General features: G+C 72.8%; 20 protein-coding genes. 12 read left to right on the top strand and 8 right to left on the bottom strand.

Features of this window, described 5'->3' with window-relative positions; translation table 11 throughout:
• Positions 1 to 3: 3 nt before the first annotated feature.
• Positions 4 to 936, bottom strand: coding sequence for a carbohydrate ABC transporter permease (locus BIU90_RS09730; protein ID WP_071300034.1), 933 nt, complete (start codon positions 934 to 936; stop codon positions 4 to 6).
• Positions 933 to 1928 (bottom strand): sugar ABC transporter permease, encoded by a 996-nt coding sequence (locus BIU90_RS09725; RefSeq protein ID WP_254787001.1) that lies wholly within the window; start codon positions 1926 to 1928, stop codon positions 933 to 935. The genes BIU90_RS09730 and BIU90_RS09725 overlap by 4 nt, the downstream gene beginning before the upstream one ends.
• A 143-nt stretch (positions 1929 to 2071) precedes the next feature.
• Here BIU90_RS09725 and BIU90_RS09720 point away from each other — a divergent pair, with 143 nt between their 5' ends.
• Both BIU90_RS09720 and BIU90_RS09715 read left to right on the top strand, forming a co-directional pair.
• Positions 2072 to 2800, top strand: coding sequence for a class I SAM-dependent methyltransferase (locus BIU90_RS09720; protein ID WP_071300033.1), 729 nt, complete (start codon positions 2072 to 2074; stop codon positions 2798 to 2800).
• 28 nt (positions 2801 to 2828) lie between these two features.
• Complete coding sequence (locus BIU90_RS09715) at positions 2829 to 3854, top strand: LacI family DNA-binding transcriptional regulator (RefSeq protein WP_071300032.1); 1026 nt, start codon at positions 2829 to 2831, stop codon at positions 3852 to 3854.
• A gap of 157 nt (positions 3855 to 4011) precedes the next feature.
• On the opposite strand, the gene BIU90_RS09710 is transcribed toward BIU90_RS09715, so the two are convergent.
• Together BIU90_RS09710 and BIU90_RS09705 are read right to left on the bottom strand one after the other, a co-directional pair.
• Complete coding sequence (locus tag BIU90_RS09710; RefSeq protein WP_254787000.1) at positions 4012 to 4740, bottom strand: triacylglycerol lipase; 729 nt, start codon at positions 4738 to 4740, stop codon at positions 4012 to 4014.
• Positions 4737 to 5510, bottom strand: a complete 774-nt coding sequence (locus BIU90_RS09705) for an alpha/beta fold hydrolase (protein ID WP_175470181.1) — start codon at positions 5508 to 5510, stop codon at positions 4737 to 4739. The genes BIU90_RS09710 and BIU90_RS09705 overlap by 4 nt, the downstream gene beginning before the upstream one ends.
• 87 nt (positions 5511 to 5597) lie before the next feature.
• On the opposite strand from BIU90_RS09705, the gene BIU90_RS09700 reads away from it, so the two are divergent.
• The 3 genes from BIU90_RS09700 (at position 5598) to BIU90_RS09690 (ending at position 8073) form a co-directional block, all read left to right on the top strand.
• Positions 5598 to 6104, top strand: coding sequence for a hypothetical protein (locus BIU90_RS09700; RefSeq protein WP_139195212.1), 507 nt, complete (start codon positions 5598 to 5600; stop codon positions 6102 to 6104).
• A 16-nt stretch (positions 6105 to 6120) separates the two neighbouring features.
• Positions 6121 to 6669, top strand: coding sequence for a dihydrofolate reductase family protein (locus BIU90_RS09695; RefSeq protein WP_071300030.1), 549 nt, complete (start codon positions 6121 to 6123; stop codon positions 6667 to 6669).
• A 105-nt stretch (positions 6670 to 6774) separates the two neighbouring features.
• Positions 6775 to 8073 (top strand): NAD(P)/FAD-dependent oxidoreductase, encoded by a 1299-nt coding sequence (locus tag BIU90_RS09690; protein WP_071300029.1) that lies wholly within the window; start codon positions 6775 to 6777, stop codon positions 8071 to 8073.
• A 243-nt stretch (positions 8074 to 8316) separates the two neighbouring features.
• Here the strand turns inward: BIU90_RS09690 and BIU90_RS09685 are convergent, their stop codons facing one another.
• Positions 8317 to 9222, bottom strand: coding sequence for an SDR family oxidoreductase (locus BIU90_RS09685; protein ID WP_071300028.1), 906 nt, complete (start codon positions 9220 to 9222; stop codon positions 8317 to 8319).
• A 130-nt stretch (positions 9223 to 9352) separates the two neighbouring features.
• On the opposite strand from BIU90_RS09685, the gene BIU90_RS09680 reads away from it, so the two are divergent.
• The 3 genes from BIU90_RS09680 (at position 9353) to BIU90_RS09670 (ending at position 12457) form a co-directional block, all read left to right on the top strand.
• Positions 9353 to 9925, top strand: coding sequence for a TetR/AcrR family transcriptional regulator (locus BIU90_RS09680; protein WP_071300027.1), 573 nt, complete (start codon positions 9353 to 9355; stop codon positions 9923 to 9925).
• Between the two features lie 34 nt (positions 9926 to 9959).
• On the top strand, positions 9960 to 11219 hold the full coding sequence (locus tag BIU90_RS09675; protein ID WP_071300026.1) for an acyltransferase: 1260 nt from the start codon (positions 9960 to 9962) through the stop codon (positions 11217 to 11219).
• A 77-nt stretch (positions 11220 to 11296) separates the two neighbouring features.
• Positions 11297 to 12457, top strand: a complete 1161-nt coding sequence (locus BIU90_RS09670; protein ID WP_175470180.1) for an NAD(P)/FAD-dependent oxidoreductase — start codon at positions 11297 to 11299, stop codon at positions 12455 to 12457.
• Positions 12458 to 12469: 12 nt separating this feature from the next.
• On the opposite strand, the gene BIU90_RS09665 is transcribed toward BIU90_RS09670, so the two are convergent.
• Both BIU90_RS09665 and BIU90_RS09660 read right to left on the bottom strand, forming a co-directional pair.
• Positions 12470 to 13324: a UbiA family prenyltransferase gene (locus BIU90_RS09665; protein WP_071300025.1), complete on the bottom strand. Its 855-nt coding sequence runs from the start codon at positions 13322 to 13324 to the stop codon at positions 12470 to 12472.
• A 108-nt stretch (positions 13325 to 13432) separates the two neighbouring features.
• Positions 13433 to 13801, bottom strand: a complete 369-nt coding sequence (locus BIU90_RS09660) for a VOC family protein (protein WP_071300024.1) — start codon at positions 13799 to 13801, stop codon at positions 13433 to 13435.
• A gap of 62 nt (positions 13802 to 13863) precedes the next feature.
• Here BIU90_RS09660 and BIU90_RS09655 point away from each other — a divergent pair, with 62 nt between their 5' ends.
• The 4 genes from BIU90_RS09655 (at position 13864) to BIU90_RS09640 (ending at position 16574) form a co-directional block, all read left to right on the top strand.
• Complete coding sequence (locus BIU90_RS09655) at positions 13864 to 14403, top strand: MarR family winged helix-turn-helix transcriptional regulator (protein ID WP_071300023.1); 540 nt, start codon at positions 13864 to 13866, stop codon at positions 14401 to 14403.
• Positions 14404 to 14479: 76 nt separating this feature from the next.
• Positions 14480 to 15151 carry a CoA pyrophosphatase gene (locus BIU90_RS09650; RefSeq protein WP_254786999.1) on the top strand — a complete coding sequence of 224 codons (672 nt, stop codon included), beginning with the start codon at positions 14480 to 14482 and terminating at the stop codon, positions 15149 to 15151.
• A gap of 41 nt (positions 15152 to 15192) precedes the next feature.
• Complete coding sequence (locus tag BIU90_RS18310) at positions 15193 to 15741, top strand: hypothetical protein (RefSeq protein WP_139195211.1); 549 nt, start codon at positions 15193 to 15195, stop codon at positions 15739 to 15741.
• Positions 15738 to 16574 carry a zeta toxin family protein gene (locus BIU90_RS09640; protein WP_071300021.1) on the top strand — a complete coding sequence of 279 codons (837 nt, stop codon included), beginning with the start codon at positions 15738 to 15740 and terminating at the stop codon, positions 16572 to 16574. Before BIU90_RS18310 ends, BIU90_RS09640 begins: the two co-directional genes overlap by 4 nt.
• Before the next feature lie 188 nt (positions 16575 to 16762).
• Here the strand turns inward: BIU90_RS09640 and BIU90_RS09635 are convergent, their stop codons facing one another.
• Entirely contained in the window at positions 16763 to 17683 is a 921-nt protein-coding gene (locus BIU90_RS09635) for a DMT family transporter (protein WP_071300020.1), read from the bottom strand.
• Between the last annotated feature and the right edge of the window lie 30 nt (positions 17684 to 17713).

Here is a 17713-nt window from a genome sequence, read left to right as displayed (position 1 = left end):
GGGTCAGCCCTTCACCGCGCCGGTCAGGACACCCTTGGCGAAGTGCCGCTGCAGGAACGGGTAGACGATGAGGATGGGGACGATCGACACCACGAGGATCGCCATCTGGATCGACGCCTGCGGGGGCAGTGCGTCCGAGCTCGTGCCGAGGTCGGCGCCCCCGAGCTGGGCGTTGTTGATGACGTAGGTGCGGAGCACGAGCTGCAGGGGCCACTTCGCGGTGTCGTTGATGTAGAGCAGGGCGTTGAAGAACGCGTTCCAGTAGCCCACGGCGTAGAACAGCCCGATCACGGCGAGGACGGCCTTCGACAGCGGCAGGACGATGCGCAGGAACACGCCGAAGTCGCCGGCACCGTCGATGCGGGCGGACTCGATCAGCTCCTTCGGGATCGCCATGAAGAACGACCGCATCACGATGACGTTGAACGCGCTGAGCGCCGTCGGCAGGATGAGCGCCCAGTACGAGTCGAGCAGCCCGAACTGCTTCACGACGAGGTAGTTCGGGATGAGCCCCGGGGCGAACAGCAGGCTGACGAGCACCAGGCTCAGCACGACGCCGTGCCCGTAGGAGCCCGGACGGCTCAGGGCGTATGCGAGCATCGCGGTGACGAACAGGCTGATCAGCGTGCCGACGACCGTGATGCCGATGCTCACCACGAGGGCCCGGGTGACGACGCCCCCGGCGAAGATGCTCTCGTACGCGCCGAAGTCGAGCCCGGTCGGCCACAGCACGAACCCGCCGGCGCCGTTCACCTGGCTGGACGGGGCGAGGCTGGTGGACACGATCCCCAGGAACGGCAGCAGGACGACCAGGCAGATGACGAGCAGCACGAAGCCGGTGAGCAGGCGTCCGGGCAGCGGAGCGGTGTCGGGGCCGCCGCGCTTCGGCTTCCGTCTGTTGTCCCGCGGGACGGTGACGCTCTGGGTGGCGGTCATCGGGACTCCTTCTGGTAGACGCCGGCCTCGCCGAACACGTGGGCGACCTTGTTCGCACCGAGGACCAGCAGGACGCCGACGACGCCCTTGACCAGCCCGACGGCAGCGGCGACGCCCCACTGCCCGCCGAGCACGCCGTTGTTGTAGACGTAGGTGTCGAGGACCTCGCTGGCGGCTCGGCCGACCGAGGCCTGCTGCAGCAGGATCTGCTCGAACCCGACGGTGAGCGAGTCCCCGAGCCGCAGGATCAGCAGCAGGATGATGATGCCGCGCATGCCGGGCAGCGTGACGTGCCAGAGCTGCCGCCACCGGCTCGCGCCGTCCATCTTCGCGGCCTCGTACAGGCTCGAGTCGATCTGGGACAGCACCGCCAGGAACAGGATCGTCGCCCAGCCGGTGTCCTTCCAGATCACCTGGCTGGTCAGCAGCGCGATGAAGCCGTTGGGGTTGCCGAGGAAGTCGATCGCTGTGCCGCCCGAGGCGCGGATCGCGTTGTTGATCAACCCCGAGCCGCCGAGGATCTGCTGGAAGACCGCGACGACGATCACCCACGACAGGAAGTGCGGCAGGTACAGGATCGACTGCACGACCTGCTTGATCCGCTCCGACAGCAGCGAGTTGAGCATGAGCGCCAGGACGATCGGCGCCGGGAACACGAACACGACCTGCACCAGGGTGATGACGAGCGTGTTCCGCAGCGCGCCGAGGAACTCCGGGTCGCCGTTGAACACGACCGCGAAGTTGTCGAACCCGACCCAGGGACTCCGGCCGAGCGGCACGAACGGCAGGTACTCCTGGAAGGCGATGAGGTTGCCGAGCAGCGGCAGGTACTGGAACGCCAGCAGCAGCGCGACACCCGGCAGCCCCATCCAGAGCAGGACCCGGTCGCGGCGGACGCGCTCCCACGTCGTGCGGCGACGCGGCAGGCGGGCCGGCGGGGACCCCTCCGTGCCGGTCGCGGGCGGTCGCACGCGGTCGTCGAGCTTCGTCACAGGCGGGCCTCCTCCGTTGGATTCCTGCTGCGACCCTGGCGTGGACGGCAACGCGGTGGCAACCGTTGCCATCCGTTTCCATCGTTGTAAGCCGATGGAGGGGTCCAGTGACCGCTCACTTCCAGCAGTGCCAAAGTGGGGGCATGACCTTCGAGCAGCACGCACGGTCCTTCGGCGCAGCAGCAGCAGCCTACGAGCGCGGACGTCCGAGCTACCCCGCGGCGGTCGCAGCCTGGCTCGCGCCGGAGCCCACCAGACTGGCGGTCGACGTGGGAGCTGGCACGGGCAAGTTCACCCGGACGCTGCTGCCCGCCGCGACCGAGGTGACCGCGATCGAACCCGATCCGGAGATGCGCGCACAACTGTCCACTGCGCTGCCCGACGTCCGCGTGCTCGACGGCACCGGCGAGTCACTCCCGCTGCCGGACGCCAGCGCCGACCTGGTGACGTTCGCGCAGTCCTGGCACTGGGTCGACCCGGAGGACGGGGCGCGTGAGGTCGCCCGCGTGCTGCAACCCGGTGGCGTGCTCGGGCTGGTGTGGAACATCCGCGACGAGGCCGATCCGTGGGCGGCGGAGCTCGGTGAGCTCATCAAGCGTCCGGAGTCGCGGATCATGTCGTACGACCGGCCGATGATCGGCGCCCCATTCGACGTCGAGCAGCACGAGACGTTCCCGTGGGTCCACGAGCAGTCGCGGGCGGACTTCCTCGACATGATCGCCTCGCGCAGCTACGTCATCGTGATGGCGCCGGACGACCGCGCGGCGCTGCTGCGGGACGTCGACGACCTGCTCGACCGGGCGCCGTCGACCTCCGGCGCCACCGTCCGGGTGCCGTACGTCACGCACGCGCACCGGTTCACCCGGCCCTGACCACCGCGCGGCGCGCTACGGTGACTCCATGCGAGCCACCGTGCGGGACGTCGCGGCCCTGGCCGGGGTCTCGCCGAAGACCGTCTCCAACGTGGTCAACGGCGGGGTCGTCGTGCGTCCGGACACCCGCGAACGCGTCGAGGCCGCCCTCGCCCAGCTCGACTACGTGCCGAACCTGTCCGCCCGGGGGCTGCGCAACGGCCGGTCCGGCGCGATCGCCCTGACCCTGCCGGAGATGAGCAGCGCGTACTCCGCCGAGCTCGCCCGCTGGTTCGTCGAGCTCGCCCGCGACCGGGACTGGGTCGTGCAGCTCGACCAGACGGCGAACGACCCCGAACGCGAACGCCAGCTGGTCTCGCGCGCCCGGGCACACCTGGTGGACGGGCTGATCCTCAACCCGGTGACCCTCAGCGCGAGCGTCCTGGCGTCCACGGTCGGTCTGCCGCCCACCGTCGTCATCGGCGAGGTCGAACCCGAGCACGTCGACCAGGTCCACGTCGACAGCGTCGCCGCGGCACAGGAGGTCACGACGTTCCTGCTCGACCGCGGCCACCGCCGGATCGCTGCCGTCGGCGCCCCCGACCCGACGGCCGACGGGCGTCGCCGGACGGCCACGAGCGAGCTGCGCGTCAGCGGGTACGACGCAGCGCTCCGGGCTGCCGGGGTCTCGCCGGACCCGGCACTGCGCGTGCCGCTGTCCGGGTGGACCACGGCGGACGCGGCCGGGTCGTTCGACGCGTGGCTCACAGCACTCGAGGGGCCGCTGCCGGACGCGGTCTTCGCGTTCTCCGACTCGATCGCGTTCGGCGTGCTGCACGTCCTGGCGGCGCGGGGCATCCGCGTGCCGGAGCAGGTCAGCGTCATCGGGTTCGACGACGTCGACGGTGCGGCGTTCGCGATCCCCGCCCTGACGACGGTGGCCTTCGACCGCCGGGCCTTCGCGGACGCCGCCCTCGACCTGCTGGCGTCGCGCATCGCCGACCGCGACGCTCCCCCGTCCACGGTCGTCATCCCGCACCGCATCGTCGAGCGCGCGAGCGTCCGCCCGCGCTGAGCGCGCTCGCACCGTGCAGATTCCCGCCGTGCGAGGTCGCACCGTGCGAGGTTGCGCGGGTGGTGCGAGGTACCGACGCCGCACCACCCGATCACGCTCGCACGGGCCCGCAACCACGCACCGTGCAGAGTCTCGCCGGCCCGCGCGGCAGCGCGGGCTAGCGCGCGGCGGCGAGCACAGCGTCGCGGGTCCGCCGGTCGCCGAGGATCCGGAAGTGCCCCCCGACGGGCACCCGCACGTTCGTGGCCCCCGCCAGCTCGCTGCCGCCCGGGATGAGCGTGTCGAACACCCCGTACACCGAGGTGATCCGCCCGTTCACGTCGCGCTCCTGCGCCAGCGCCGCCAACACGGGGTCCGCGGCCCGGAACACCCGCAGGTGCGCCACGGGTGCCAGGTTCGCGTACACCGACCCCGCGAACGGCGTCGACACCGCGACCATGCGGTCGATCCGGCCGTCGGGGTCCAGCTCCGCCATCGCGTACTTGCCGATCAGCCCGCCCTTGCTGTGGGTCACGAGCAGCACGCCGCGCAGGTCGAGCTCGTCGATCGAGGCCATCACCTCGGCGGCCGAGACCGGCACGGGTCGCAGGTTGTGCCGCAGCGAGGCCAGCACGTGCACCGGGTGCCCGGCGTCGTGCAGCGCGTCCATCAGGGGCCGCATGAAGTGCCACGTCTCGTACACGCCCGGCACCACCACCACGGGTGCGCCGTCGCCGCTCAGGTAGTCGTCGGCGGTCGTCGGTCCCAGGCTGCGGACCTGCCACACCGCGGCGTAGACCCAGTCCAGGACAGCCCACCAGGACCGCCGCACCACGCCCACCCGGGTGGGAGGCTTGACCCACCCCGTCCGCGTCGGCTCGCCACCGTCCGTGGCCGGGCCGGTCATCGGGTCGCCTGCAGCGACTGCGCGCGGCGGAACTCGTCGACCAACTCGGCGAACGCTCCGGGCTGGTGCTCCTGCACGTGGTGCGCCCCGTACAGCTCGACCATCGCGCCGTCGCGGGCGGCCCGCGCCAGACGTCCCGCCCACGCGCTGCGCGCGATCGGGTCCCGGGTGCCACGCACGACGAGCACCGGGACGCGCAGTGAACCGACGGCGTCGGCCATCGGCCACCGGAGCATCGGGCGGAGTTCACGGACGTACTGCCGCAGGCTCCGGAAGTAGTCGGTGAGGAGCACGACGTTCATCCGGGCGTCCTCGACCAGGCCGTCGCGCCCGAGTGCGCCCGCGAGCCAGAGGAGCGAACGGTGTCGGTCGTCCACGACGGGCCCGACGAGGACCACGGCGAGGACCTCGTCCGGGTGGTGCAGCGCCGCCGCGACGACGACCTGCGAGCCCATCGACTGTCCGACCAGCACGCTCTCGCGGACACCGACGGCTCTGATCGCCCGCATCACGACGTCCCCGAGCTCCGGTACCTCGAGCCGTCGCCCCACCGCGGGCAGGCCACCGAAGCCCGGCAGGTCGACCGCGACGGTGCGGTGCTTCCGGGCGAGGACCCGCTGCGACCGGGCGAAGGACCGGTGCGACATCCCGATCCCGTGCACCAGGACGATCGTCGGCGCGAGCGCGTCACGACGACGGCCCGCGGGCGCCATCGTCCGGAGCCGCACGGGCATGCCGTCCACCGAGACCGTCTCCACCAGCGCGCGCACACCTCGAGCGTACGCAGGCGCTCCTCCCCAGGTGCTCGACAGCTTCGTCATCGGGTCCTCTTGCCTGGAGGGCGTGGGATGTCGGGCATGAACGACCTCCCCCGCGCGGACGCCCCCGCTCCCCAGGACCACGAACCCGTCCGCACCGACGCGGGCTGGGGAAGCACCCCCACCGGGCCGAGCGACCGGTACGGCACCGCCGCGCCGGCCGCGCCGAGCGCCTGGTACGGCACCGGGGCGCCGGCCGGGCCGAGCGCCTGGAACGGCGCCGCCGGGCCGGCCGGTCCACAGGCAGCACCGCAGGCAGGGCCGCCGGCCGGTCCGTACGCCGGGCCGCCTGCCTGGTCGACCTGGTCGGGTGCGCCGACACAGCGCACGACGAAGCCCCGGCCGCCGTGGTTCTGGCCGGTGGTGGCGGTGGCCGTCGGCGTCGCCGCGGTGCTGACCGGCGGTGGTGTCGGCTTCGCGATCGGGCACGCCATCGGCTCCCACCAGTCGCAGTCGACCCCGCAGTTCCCCGGCGGCACGAACCGGTTCCCCGGGCAGGGCGGCGGCACCGAGCGGTTCCCGGGCAGTTCCGGTCAGGACGGCTGAGCGCTACCCTCCGAGCATGCGCAAGGTGACATCGGGGTTGTTCGCGTCGGTCGACGGCGTCGTGCAGGACCCGTACAACTTCCAGTACGACAGCTTTGACGACGAGCTCGGCGCGGCGATGGGCACGTTCATGGGCCGGACGGACACGGTGCTGCTCGGACGCAACAGCTACGCGGAGTGGTCCGAGTGGTGGCCCGCCCACCCCGACGACCCCTTCGGCCAGTGGATCAACCCGATCGAGAAGCACGTCGCCTCGACCACGCTGACCGGCGACCTGACGTGGCAGAACGCCGCGCTCATCCAGGGCGACGTCCACGCCTTCGTGCGGGACCTGAAGCAGCAGGACGGCGGCGACATCGCGGTGTGCGGCAGCGTCACGCTCGTCCGCAGCCTGCTGTTCGCCGGGCTGCTGGACGAACTGCAGCTCATGGTGCACCCGGCGATCGCCGGCTCGGGACGGAAGCTCTTCGAGCCGACCGACCCGCCCACGCGCCTGCGCCTGGTCGGCAGCACCGTGACGAGCAAGGGCAACGTCCTGAGCACCTACGGGCCGTTCGGGGACTGACGGAGGCGAGCCGGGCCTCCCGTCCGTCGCCCGCGCGTCATCGGGAGGTGCCGGACGCGCGTACCGTTGGTGCTGCCGTTGACCGCATCACCCACGGAGCCCACCATGCCGCAGGACACCCGCCCGCACGTCGTCATCGTCGGCGGTGGATTCGCCGGCATCGCCGCGATGCGCGAGCTCGCCGACGCACCGGTCCGCATCACGCTCGTCGACCGGCACGTCTACAACATGTTCCAGCCCCTCATGTACCAGGTGGCGACGGGCGGCCTGAACGCCGGCGACGTGACCTACTTCCTGCGCTCGCTGCGGGCACGACAGGACAACGCCGAGTTCCGGCACGGGCTGCTGACGAACATCCGGCCGGCCGAGAAGATCGCCGAGATGTCCGACGGCGAGCACCTGACGTACGACCACCTCATCCTGGCGAACGGCGTCAACACGAGCTACTTCGGCACCCCGGGCGCCTACGAGTACGCGTACTCGATGTACTCCCGGTCGCAGGCGCTCCGCATCCGTGACGAGCTCTTCACCCGGCTCGAGCAGGCCGCCGCCAAGCAGGGTCCCGACGAGATCCGCGTCGTCATCGTCGGCGGCGGCGCGACCGGCGTCGAGATGGCGGGGGCGCTCGCCGAGCTGCGCGACCAGGCGCTCGAGGGTGCGTACCCGGAGATCCTCCGCGGCAACATCACCATCACGCTCGTGCACCGGAGCGGTGAGCTGCTGAAGCCCTTCGCACCGCGGCTGCGGCGGTACGCGGCGAAGGTGCTGCGGAAGCGCGGGGTCGTGCTGCGCCTGAACACCGGCGTGTCCGAGGTCCGCCCCGACGGCGTGATGACGGCGAGCGGCGAGTTCATCCCCGCCTCGCAGGTGATCTGGGCGACGGGCGTGGCCGCGCACAAGGAGGTCTCGAACTGGGGCATGCCGCAGACCCATGGCGGACGCATCCAGGTGAACGACGACCTGAGCGTGAAGGGCGTCGAGGGCATCTGGGCCGCCGGCGACATCGCCGCGCAGGACGACGCCCTCGCGCAGCTTGCCCAACCGGCGCTGCAGGGCGGCAAGCACATCGCCAAGCAGATCGTCCGCACGCTGCACGGCAAGCCGACCGAGCACCTGAAGTACTTCGACAAGGGCACGATGGCGACGATCGGCACGAACGCCGCCGTCGCGCAGCTGCGCGGTGGGATCACGATGGTGGGGCCGGTGGCGTGGGCCGCCTGGGTCGCCGTGCACATCGCGTCGCTGCTCGGCAACGGCAACCGGCTGTCGACGCTGTCGCACTTCTTCGTCCGCTACCTGTGGTTCATGCGGAAGCGCTCGATCCCGATCGTGGGCGACGTCCGGCCGGTGCGGCCCAACGGCGACCGCGAGCCCGAGCCCTGGCAGATGCAGAAGGCCGAGTAGGGGCGCTGCGGGCGCGGGCGCGCTGCGGGCGCTGCGGGCGCGAGGCGGGGCGGGCGCTGCCGACTCGGAACGACATCACCGCTGTCGTACGACATCGATGATGTCGCGAGGGTCGTGCGGCGCCGGGCGTGGGCGGGTGCCGCGACAGATCCGACGTCGTACGACATCGAATCTGTCGTTCGGGGTCAGCGCTGGCGCCGCCCGCCCGCCCGCCCTACCGCCCGCCCGCCCTACCGCCCGTCCCTACCGCGCGGCCGCACCCGCGTACGCACCGGCGGCGATGTCCTCGACGAGCGTCGGCCCGACCGGATCCCACCCGAGCAGCGACCGCGTCGCGGTGGAGTCGCCCGACATCTCCATCCCGAAGAACTGCCCGACGAACCCGAAGTGCGCCACGGCATCGGCCGGGTCGATCGACCGCACGGGCAGCCCGAGCGACGCACCGATGGCCTCGGCGATCTCCCGCGTGGGGACCGCGGTCTCCGCCGTGGCGTGCAGCCGGGTGCCGGCAGGAGCCTGCTCGACTCCGAGCCGCACCAACCGCGCCGCATCCGAGCGGTGCACGGCGGACCAGGAGTTCGTGCCGTCCCCGACGTACGCGGCGAACCCGTGCGTCCGGGCGGCAGCGGTGATGAGCGCGATGAAGCCGTGGTCGCCGACGCCGTGCACCGTCGGGGCGAACCGGGCCGCGATGGTGCGGACGCCGTCGGCGACGAAGTCGAACGCCCGGGCCTCACTGCCACCGCGCGGCGCGTCCGGACCGGTGAAGGGCGAGGCGTCGGACTCGACGGCGGGCCGGTCGGGTGCCAGGCCAGCGATGCCCGAGGCGACGACGAACGGTCGGTCCGTGCCGACGAGCGTCTCGCCGATGGCCTCGACCGCGGCACGCTCGGCGGCGTTCGTCGCAGCCGAGTTCGACCAGTCGTGCTTGTTGGCGAGGTGCACCACGGCGTCGGCCTCGGACGCACCCCGGCGCAGGGCCTCGAGGTCGTCGAGGTCACCGCGCAGCGGGGTCGCCCCCGCTGCCGAAACGGCTCGGGCGGAAGCGTCCGACCGGGCGAGCCCGACGACGTGGTGTCCGGCGGCGACCAGGTCGTCGACGGTGGCTGAGCCGATCCAGCCGGAGGCTCCGGTGACGAACACGTGCATGCTGCAGTCCTTCCAGGTGCCGCGTCACGCCGCTCATGAGTGCGAGACGCGGGGTGTGCACAACCTGATGTCATGCACTGACATCACCGTACACCCGGATGTCAGCCGCTGTCATCAGTAGACTCTCCCCATGGCCCGTTGGCAACCCGGCACCCGAGATCGCCTGCAGGCCGTCTCCCTGCAGCTGTTCGCCGAGCACGGGTTCGAGCAGACCACCGTCGCCGAGATCGCCGCAGCGGCCGAGGTCACCGAACGCACCTTCTTCCGGCACTTCGCCGACAAGCGCGAGGTGCTGTTCGCCGGCCAGGACGACTTCGTCGCCCTGTTCACCGACCCGATCGACCAGGCGCCGGCGGACACGCCTCCGTTCGACCTGGTCGCCCGGGCCCTGCAGCACACCGGTGCGTTCTTCGCGGACGACCGCCGAGCGTGGTCGCGCCTGCGGCAACCGATCATCGAGGCCGAACCGTCCCTGAGGGAACGTGAACTCGGCAAGCTGGCGATGGCCACGGTCCGGATCGGCGAGGTCCTGCGCGCACGGGGTGTCCCCGAGCCGGCCGCCACACTCGCCGCGGAGACGGGGATCACGGTGTTCCACCTGTCGTTCCAGCAGTGGATCGCGCCGGGTGAGACGCGGTCGATGGAGGCCATCACGCACGAACGCCTCAGCGCGCTGACGGAGCTCGTGCACCCCGGACACTGAGGTCGCTCATGGGCGGGCGGAGCATCCTGGGCCGATGTCCTCGAGCACGCTGGAGAACGGCACCGCGACCACGCGGACCATCGCGCCCGCACCGACCACGCGGACCATCGCGCCCGCACCGACCACCGCGCCCGCGACCGGCACGGGCACGACCACCGGCAAGGGCACGGCCGCGCCCCTGGCCACCCGCGCCACCGCACTCGACGGGCTGCGCACCGTCGCGATCGTCATCGTGATGCTCTACCACCTGCACGTCACCGGGTTCGAGGGCGGCTTCATCGGCGTCACCGTCTTCTTCGTGCTGTCCGGCTTCCTCATCACCACCCTGCTGCTGGGCGAGCACCGTCGCACGGGAACGGTCCGGCTCGGCTCGTTCTGGGTGAAGCGCCTGCTCCGCCTGTACCCAGCGCTGCTCGTGATGGTGGCCGCGGGCCTCGCCCTGTGGTCCTGGGTCGGCGGCTACAAGGGTGCGTCGTTCTCCCCCGGCGAGGCCGCCTTCATCGCGCTGAGCTACACCGGCAACCTGTTCCGCTCGTTCTGGGACACCACGCAGGGCGTCTTCGCACACACGTGGAGCCTGTCGATGGAGGAGCAGTTCTACCTCGTCTGGCCGCCGGTCCTGGTGCTGCTCTTCGCACTCCGCGCCCGTCGCCGCGTGCTGATGGCCGGCCTGGCCGTGGTGATCGTGGCCGCGTCGATCGGGTCGTGGGCGAGCTACCGCACGCCGAACGGCGGCTCCACCCCGGACGTGTACTTCTCCCCCGTGCTCGGCCTGGTGCCGCTCGCGACCGGGTGCCTGTTGGCGCTGCTGCTCGACGACGAGCGGGTCCGCACCTGGGCTGCCGGCATCGCCGGACACCTCGGGACCTGGCTCGGGATCGGCATGCTCGCCGCGGTGCAGTTCTGGATCGACGACGACTGGACGCAGCACGCGTGGACCTTCGGCGTGCTGCTGCCGGCGACCGGGCTGGTGTCCGCGCTGCTGATCGGCGGCCTGGTGTCGGTGCGCAGCCCGCTGTCGATCGCGCTGTCGTGGACGCCGATGGCCTGGTTCGGCCGGCGCGTGTCGTACTCCGCGTACCTGTGGCACCCGCTCGTGATCGCCCTGCTCGGGACGGTCACGTCGAGCCTGTTCGGCGCGTTCGACTGGGTCTGGCTGCTCGGCGCAGCGGTCCTGGTGGCCGTCGGCGCGGCCTACGCGGTCGAGGTCCCGGTGGAGAAGCTCCGCCGTCGGTTCCGGGAGGCCCGGCGCCTGATGGCAGCGGAACGCTCGGCCCGCCACACCGCCAGCTGAGGCGCGGGGCGCCCCGCACCGGCTCCGCCGGGCCGCCACCTGCGTCCCGGCGTGGACCGGTCCGTAGGCTCGGGCGCGTGACCGTTGCGCGGACCGGAGTCCTGGTGGTCGGCGGCGGCCCCGTCGGGGTGTTCCTCAGCGCACTCCTCGCCCACGCGGGGGTCGACGTGCAGGTGTGGGAGCGTCGCGATGCCGCGCCGTCGGGGTCGCGGGCGATCGGCATCCACCCGCCGTCGCTCGACGCCTTCGCCGCGATCGAGGCCGCCGTGCCGCTGCTCGCCGAGGCCGTCCTCGTCCGTCGGGGCGTCGCCACGAGCCGCGGGCGGACCCTCGGCACCCTGTCGTTCGCCGGCGCCTCGGACACCCACCCCTACGTCGCGACGCTCGACCAGCACCGGACGGAGTCGGTGCTGCGAGGACGACTGGCTGCCCTGGCTCCCGGAGCACTGCTGCCCGGGACGCAGGTCACGGCACTGCACCGGCACCGCGACCACGTCGACGCGGTCGGCACCGGCCCCGAGGGGACGCCCGCGACCGTGCGGGCGTCGTTCGTCATCGGCGCGGACGGCGCACGGAGCACCGTGCGGGACCTGCTCGGCATCGGCACGACCGGCCGCGAGTACCCGGGCCGGTACCTGATGGGCGACTTCGCCGACCCGGAGCCGTCCGCGGCACGGTCGGACGCGCTCGTCGACGTCGGACCGGCAGGCGTGGTCGAGTCCTTCCCGCTGCCCGGCGGGCGGCGGCGCTTCGTCACGCTGGCGGGTCGTGGCGACCCCGCGACGCCGGACGCCGCGGGCGTCGCGGACACCGTGCAGCGTCGAACCGGAGCTACCGTGGACGCGTCGACCAGCACGATGACGAGCGCGTTCCGGATCCGTCGTCGACAGGCCGTGCGGGTCGGCGTCGGCCGGGTCGTCCTGGTCGGGGACGCCGCGCACGAGATCAGTCCGATCGGCGGACAGGGCATGAACCTCGGGTGGCTCGACGCCGCGGAACTCGCACCGCTGCTCGTCGAGGCCGTCCGCACCGGTGCTGCCGGGCCGTGGCCGGCGTACGCCGCGCGCCGCCAGGCCGCGGCGCGCCGGGCCGCGTGGCAGGCCGAGGCGAACATGGCACTCGGCGCGCGGGCCGTGGGACCGGCCGTCCTGGGACGCGAGCTGCTGTTGCGGGCGGTGTTGGGCCTCCCGGCTGGTGGCGGTCTGCTCGCGCGGCAGTACGCGATGCGCTGGGCGTGAACGACGCCGCGCCTAGGCCACGAGCCGTGCGCCGGCGAGGCCGAGCTCGACGACCAGCACCAGCGAGGACGCGATGACCAGCCGGAACAGCGTGCGGGTCGGCGGCCCGGTCAGCACGAGACGGATCCCGACGGCCGCCAGCACGACGACCACCACCGTCCCCACCACCGCGAGGACGACGCCAGAGCCGCGCACCGGGTCGCCACTCGTCAGCTGGCCGACGAGGACCAGGCCGGCCGCGACCACCAGCGCACCGAAGGCGACGACGCCCGACGCGTGCAGGCCGAGCCGGTGCGGGAAGCCCCGGACCCCGGTGGCCGCGTCGTCGACCAGGTCGGGCAGCACGTTCGTGCAGTGGATGGCGACGCCGAACACCGCACCCGTCGCGATCGCCCAAGCCGCCGGCAGCTGCGCCTCGGGACCGGCCGCGACCGCCACGACGGGCAGCAGCCCGAAGGCGACGACGAACGGCACGACCGACGCGACCGACCGCTTGAGCCCGGCGTCGTACGCCCAGCCGGCCGCCACCAGGACCAGGTGCGCGACCGCGGCGAGCGGGCCGAGGAACAGCGACAGCACGACCGAGGCGGCCGCCGTGCCGAAGGCCGCGTTCCGGACGGTGCTCGCGGCGATCAGCCCGCGTGCGACGGGCTTGTCCGACCGCCCGACGGCTCGGTCCCGGTCGGCGTCGATCCAGTCGTTCGCCAGGCCGATCGACAGCTGTCCCGCCACCACCGTCAGCGCGACGAGGACGACGAGTCCGACCGGGTGCCCGACCGCGGCGGCGATCACCGCGGCGAGGACCGTGACCGTGACCGTCGGGCCGGGGTGCGACGAGGCGAGGAGCAGGCGCACCGGTGACGACATGGTCCGAGCCTACGGACGCAGCATCAACGCGGGGCGTCGGACGCGGCGGGTCGGCGGCGCGCGGTGGCGCGGGCGGCGGGTCGGCGCGGCGCTCCGCCTGCGCGCTGGTCAGGCGCGGTCGTGGAGCGTGACGTGGTACCCGTCGGGGTCGGCGAAGGTGAACGTGCGGCCGAAGGGGCCGTCGATCGGATCGGCGACGATGCGGTGCCCGTCGGCCACGAGTGCGTCGTGGATCGCCTGGACGTCCGTGGCGTGGAGCCAGAGCGCCGCACCGATGCCGGGCTGTGCCTGTCCGGCGATGTCGGTGCCGGCGACGACGTCGCGCAGCGCGAAGGCGATCGGGCTGGTGGTGAAGACCACGGCGTGCGGCGGGCCGGCCGGTGAGCGGACCAGGCCGAGGTACTGCTCGTAGAACGCCTGCGAGGCGTCGAGGTCGGTGACCTGCAGCGAGATGAAGTCGGGGCCGGTGGCGGGCATGAGGTGCTCCTTCGATCTGTGTCAGTTGTCTGACACAGGAAAACCTATGTCAGACTACTGACATGCGTCAAGACCGTGCGGGGATCGACCTGGACCACTCGATGGGCTACCTGCTGAAGGAGGCCGCGAGTGCGCTGCGAACGGCGATGGAGGCAGCCCTCCGACCGCTCGACATGACCATCACGCACTACTCGTGCCTGGAGCTCCTGGCGCAGCGGCCCGGCCTGTCGAACTCGGACCTCGCCCGCGGCGCCTTCGTCACCCGGCAGTCGATGAACGTGCTGCTGCAGGCACTCGAGCGTGCCGGCGAGGTCACCCGGCCCGCCGAGGCCCCGGTCGGCAAGGCCCTGCCGGCACGCCTGACCCCGGCGGGGGAACGGAAGCTCGCGCAGGCGACGGCAGCGGTGCGTGCGGTCGAGGTGCGCATGCTCGGCGGGATGAGCCCGGACGAGCAGACCGTCGCGACGGCGGCGCTGCGGAGCATGGTCCACGCGCTGCGCACCGACGGGGTCACCGGGGACGCCGGGGGCGCTGGGGTCGCCGAGGGTGCGGGGGGCGCCGGGGTCGCCGGGGGCGCCGGCTCGGACGCTGGCAGGTCGTAGGCTCCGGACGTGACCACCGCACATCCGCACCGGGCGACCGCACGCAGCGCACGGGCCGAGCTCGCCGCCCTCGCTCGTGACGACCGGCGCGCGCTCGTCACCGACGTGCCGGCGGCCGAGTCACCCCGTCGCGCCGGCGGCCGAGTCACCCCGTCGCGCCGCGGTGCTCATGCTGTTCGGCGTCCTGGACGACGTCCCGAGTGACCGCCCTGCCGACCACGACGCGGTCTCGCGGGACCTCGACGTCCTGCTGCTCGCGCGGGCAACGACCCTCCGTGCCCACCCAGGGCAGGTCGCGTTCCCCGGCGGACGCATCGACCCCGGGGACACGGACGCCACAGCGGCCGCCCTGCGCGAGGCCCGGGAGGAGACCGGGCTGGACCCCGCCGGCGTCGAGGTGCTCGGTGCGATGCCCGCCGTGCCGCTGGCGTTCTCGCGCCACCTGGTCACGCCGGTGCTCGGCTGGTGGCGTGCTCCCTCGCCGGTCCGGGTCGTGGACGCTGCAGAGTCCGCCGCGGTGTTCCGGGCTCCGGTGGCCGACCTGCTCGACCCGGCACACCGCGGGGTCACGGTGCTGCGCCAGGACGGCCGGGAGTGGCGTGGACCGGCGTTCACGGTCGACTCGGACTCCGGGCAGCACGTCGTCTGGGGGTTCACCGCCTCGTTGCTCGACGCGCTGTTCACCCGACTCGGGTGGGCCGAGCCGTGGGACCGGTCGCGCGAGATCGCGCTGCCGCCGGGCGCTTGAGACCTGACGGTACGATCGGCGGCAGCGGGAACGGAGCCAGCATGGAGCACCTCGACCCCCGACGCGGAGCCGGGCGACGGACACGACACGACGTTGAGACACTGGTCGATGCCCTGACCACGCGGATGGACGGCGACACCGCCTCGGTCCGCGCGGCGGTGTTGAGCGTGCTGCACAGCCGCGAGCAGCAGCACCTGGCCGAGATGGAACTGCGGCGCGGCATCTTCGAGCTGGCCGACCTCGGGGTGGCCGAGCGCGACATCGCCCGACTCGCCGGCATCTCGCAGGCCGAGGTCGCACGGCGGCTGACCCGCCGGGGGCTCACCGCATCACGCCCGAGTCCGCGCGAGGTGATCTCGCAGCGACAGGCGGGACTGATCGACTCCGACACCATGGTGCGCGAGCTGTCGACGATGGCGATGACGCACCGCATCCCGGCCCGCGACTCCGGGTACGACAGCGCCGCCGCACAGACGGGCACCGCGAAGGAACTCGCGGCCGCGTTCCAGGACGGCCTCATCAGCGAGGGCGAGTACGAGACCGTCCGCAAGGCCATCGCCGGGCGCCTCGGCCGGGCCCGCACCCGGTGAGCGCGGCGCAGCAGTCCGAGGATGCGGACCGTGTCCTGCGCGACCGGACGGCCGCCGACCTCGCCGCGTTCCTGCAGGCGTCCTGCCTCGACGACCCCTGGACCGAGGACCCGAGCGGCAGCACCCGCCTGCGGTACGCCCCGGACGGGTTCCTGTACACCGCCGAGCGCCTGCGGCTGCACGAGTCGCTGCTCGCCGCGCACGCTGCGCGGACGCCGGCCCCGTCGGACGACGGCACCCTGGCGGTGGTGGTGACGGCCGGGCCTCCGGGCGCGGGCAAGACGACGGCCCTCGCGCGGATGCCCGAGCTCGACACCTACCGTCACATCGACGCCGACGACTTCAAGGACGCACTGCTCGAACGCGCTGCGGCCGACGGGCTGCTCGACGCCTGGACCGCGCACGAGCTGGCCGACGGCGCCCCGGTCCGGCCGCGCGAACTCGCCGCCTTCGTGCACGCCGAGTCCACCGCCGTCGCGGACACCCTGCGCCGGCGGTCCCTGCGCGACGGCGAGAACGTCGTCGTGCACGGCACCCTGTCGAGCGTGGACTACCTGGACGACCTGCTGTCCGAGCTCGACGACGCGGGCTACGACCGGCTGCGGATCGTCGACGTCGAGGTGTCCTTCGACGCCGCGCTCGAACAGGCCACGGCGCGGTGGTGGCAGGTGCGCCGGACGGACGACCCGTTGGGCGGCCGGTTCGTGCCCGCATCGGCCATCCGTCGGTACTACCCCGGCGCGGGGTCGTCGTTGTGTCGGTCGAACGTCTCCGAGCTCGAGCGTCGCGCCGTCGACCTCGGCTGGGACGTCCGGGTCGAGCGGGTCGGCTGACGCGCCGCGGTCACACGGTCGCGCCGTCGTACCTCGCACCGTGCGAGATGCGTCAGCCGACCGTGCGAGGTTGCGGCCTCCGTGCGGAGTCGCTGCCTCGCACGGAGCGCAGAACCTCGCACCGAGCGCCAACAGACTGAGCGCCAGCGCTCCGACCGCCAACACACCGAGCGCCAGCGCACCGGCCGTCAGGCGCCGCGGGCCGCCGCCGGCACCTCGACCGCCGCACGGCGCCGGAGCAGCACCCCGGACGCCAGGGCGATCCCGACCAGGATCACGACCCCACCGACCGGCTCGTTCCACCGCACGCGCTCCCCGAGCACCAGCACGCCGAGCACCACGCCCACGACGGGCGTCAGGTACGTGACCGTCGAGGCCCGCGCCGCGCCCCACGCCTGCACCAGCCCCGTGTTCCACATGTAGGCCAGCCCCGTGCCGACGCAACCGAGGGCGACCATCGCGGCCACGATCCTCCAGTCCAGCTGCATCGGCGCGGTCGCGGTCACCGGCGCGATCAGCAGCATCAACCCGGCGGCCAGCGTCAGCTGGACCGCGGTGAGCGTGACCGCGTCGTGTCCGCTGCCCGCGACGAAGCGCCGCATGTACGCCAGACCGAACCCGTAGCAGGCGGTCATGCCGAGCAGTGCGACCTGGGCGGGGACCGTCGCCAGCACCGCCGGGTCGCCGATCAGGTCCCACGGGCCGACCAGCACGAGCACGCCGACGATCCCGATCAGGACACCAGCGAGCTGCCGCCCGCGCAGGCGTTCCGCGGGCAGCAGCAACGGCAGCGCCAGCAGCACCATGATCGGCGTCGTGGCGTTGTAGATGCTCGCCAGCCCGCTCGGCACGGTCTGCTCCGCCCACGCCACGAGCGACGACGGCACCGCGTTGAGGAACACCGCGAGCACGAGCAGGTGCCCCCAGAGCGCCTTCGTTCGGGGCCACCGACGCCGCGTCGCGAACAGGATCACGAGCAGGGTGAGCGCCCCGAGGAGCACGCGTCCGAGCGCGACCTGCTGCGGTGAGAGGCCCTCGAGACCGATCTTCATGAAGAGGAAGCTCGACCCCCAGGTCAGCGCCACGAGGACGAACAGGATGCCGTTCATGCCGCTAGTGTCGAGCCACCGACCGACATG

The sequence above is a fragment of the Curtobacterium sp. MCBA15_001 genome (genome assembly GCF_001864835.1).
Classification (GTDB): Bacteria; Actinomycetota; Actinomycetes; order Actinomycetales; family Microbacteriaceae; genus Curtobacterium.
Note: the sequence above shows the minus strand (reverse complement) of the source record. Positions and strands in the feature narration are given on the sequence as shown.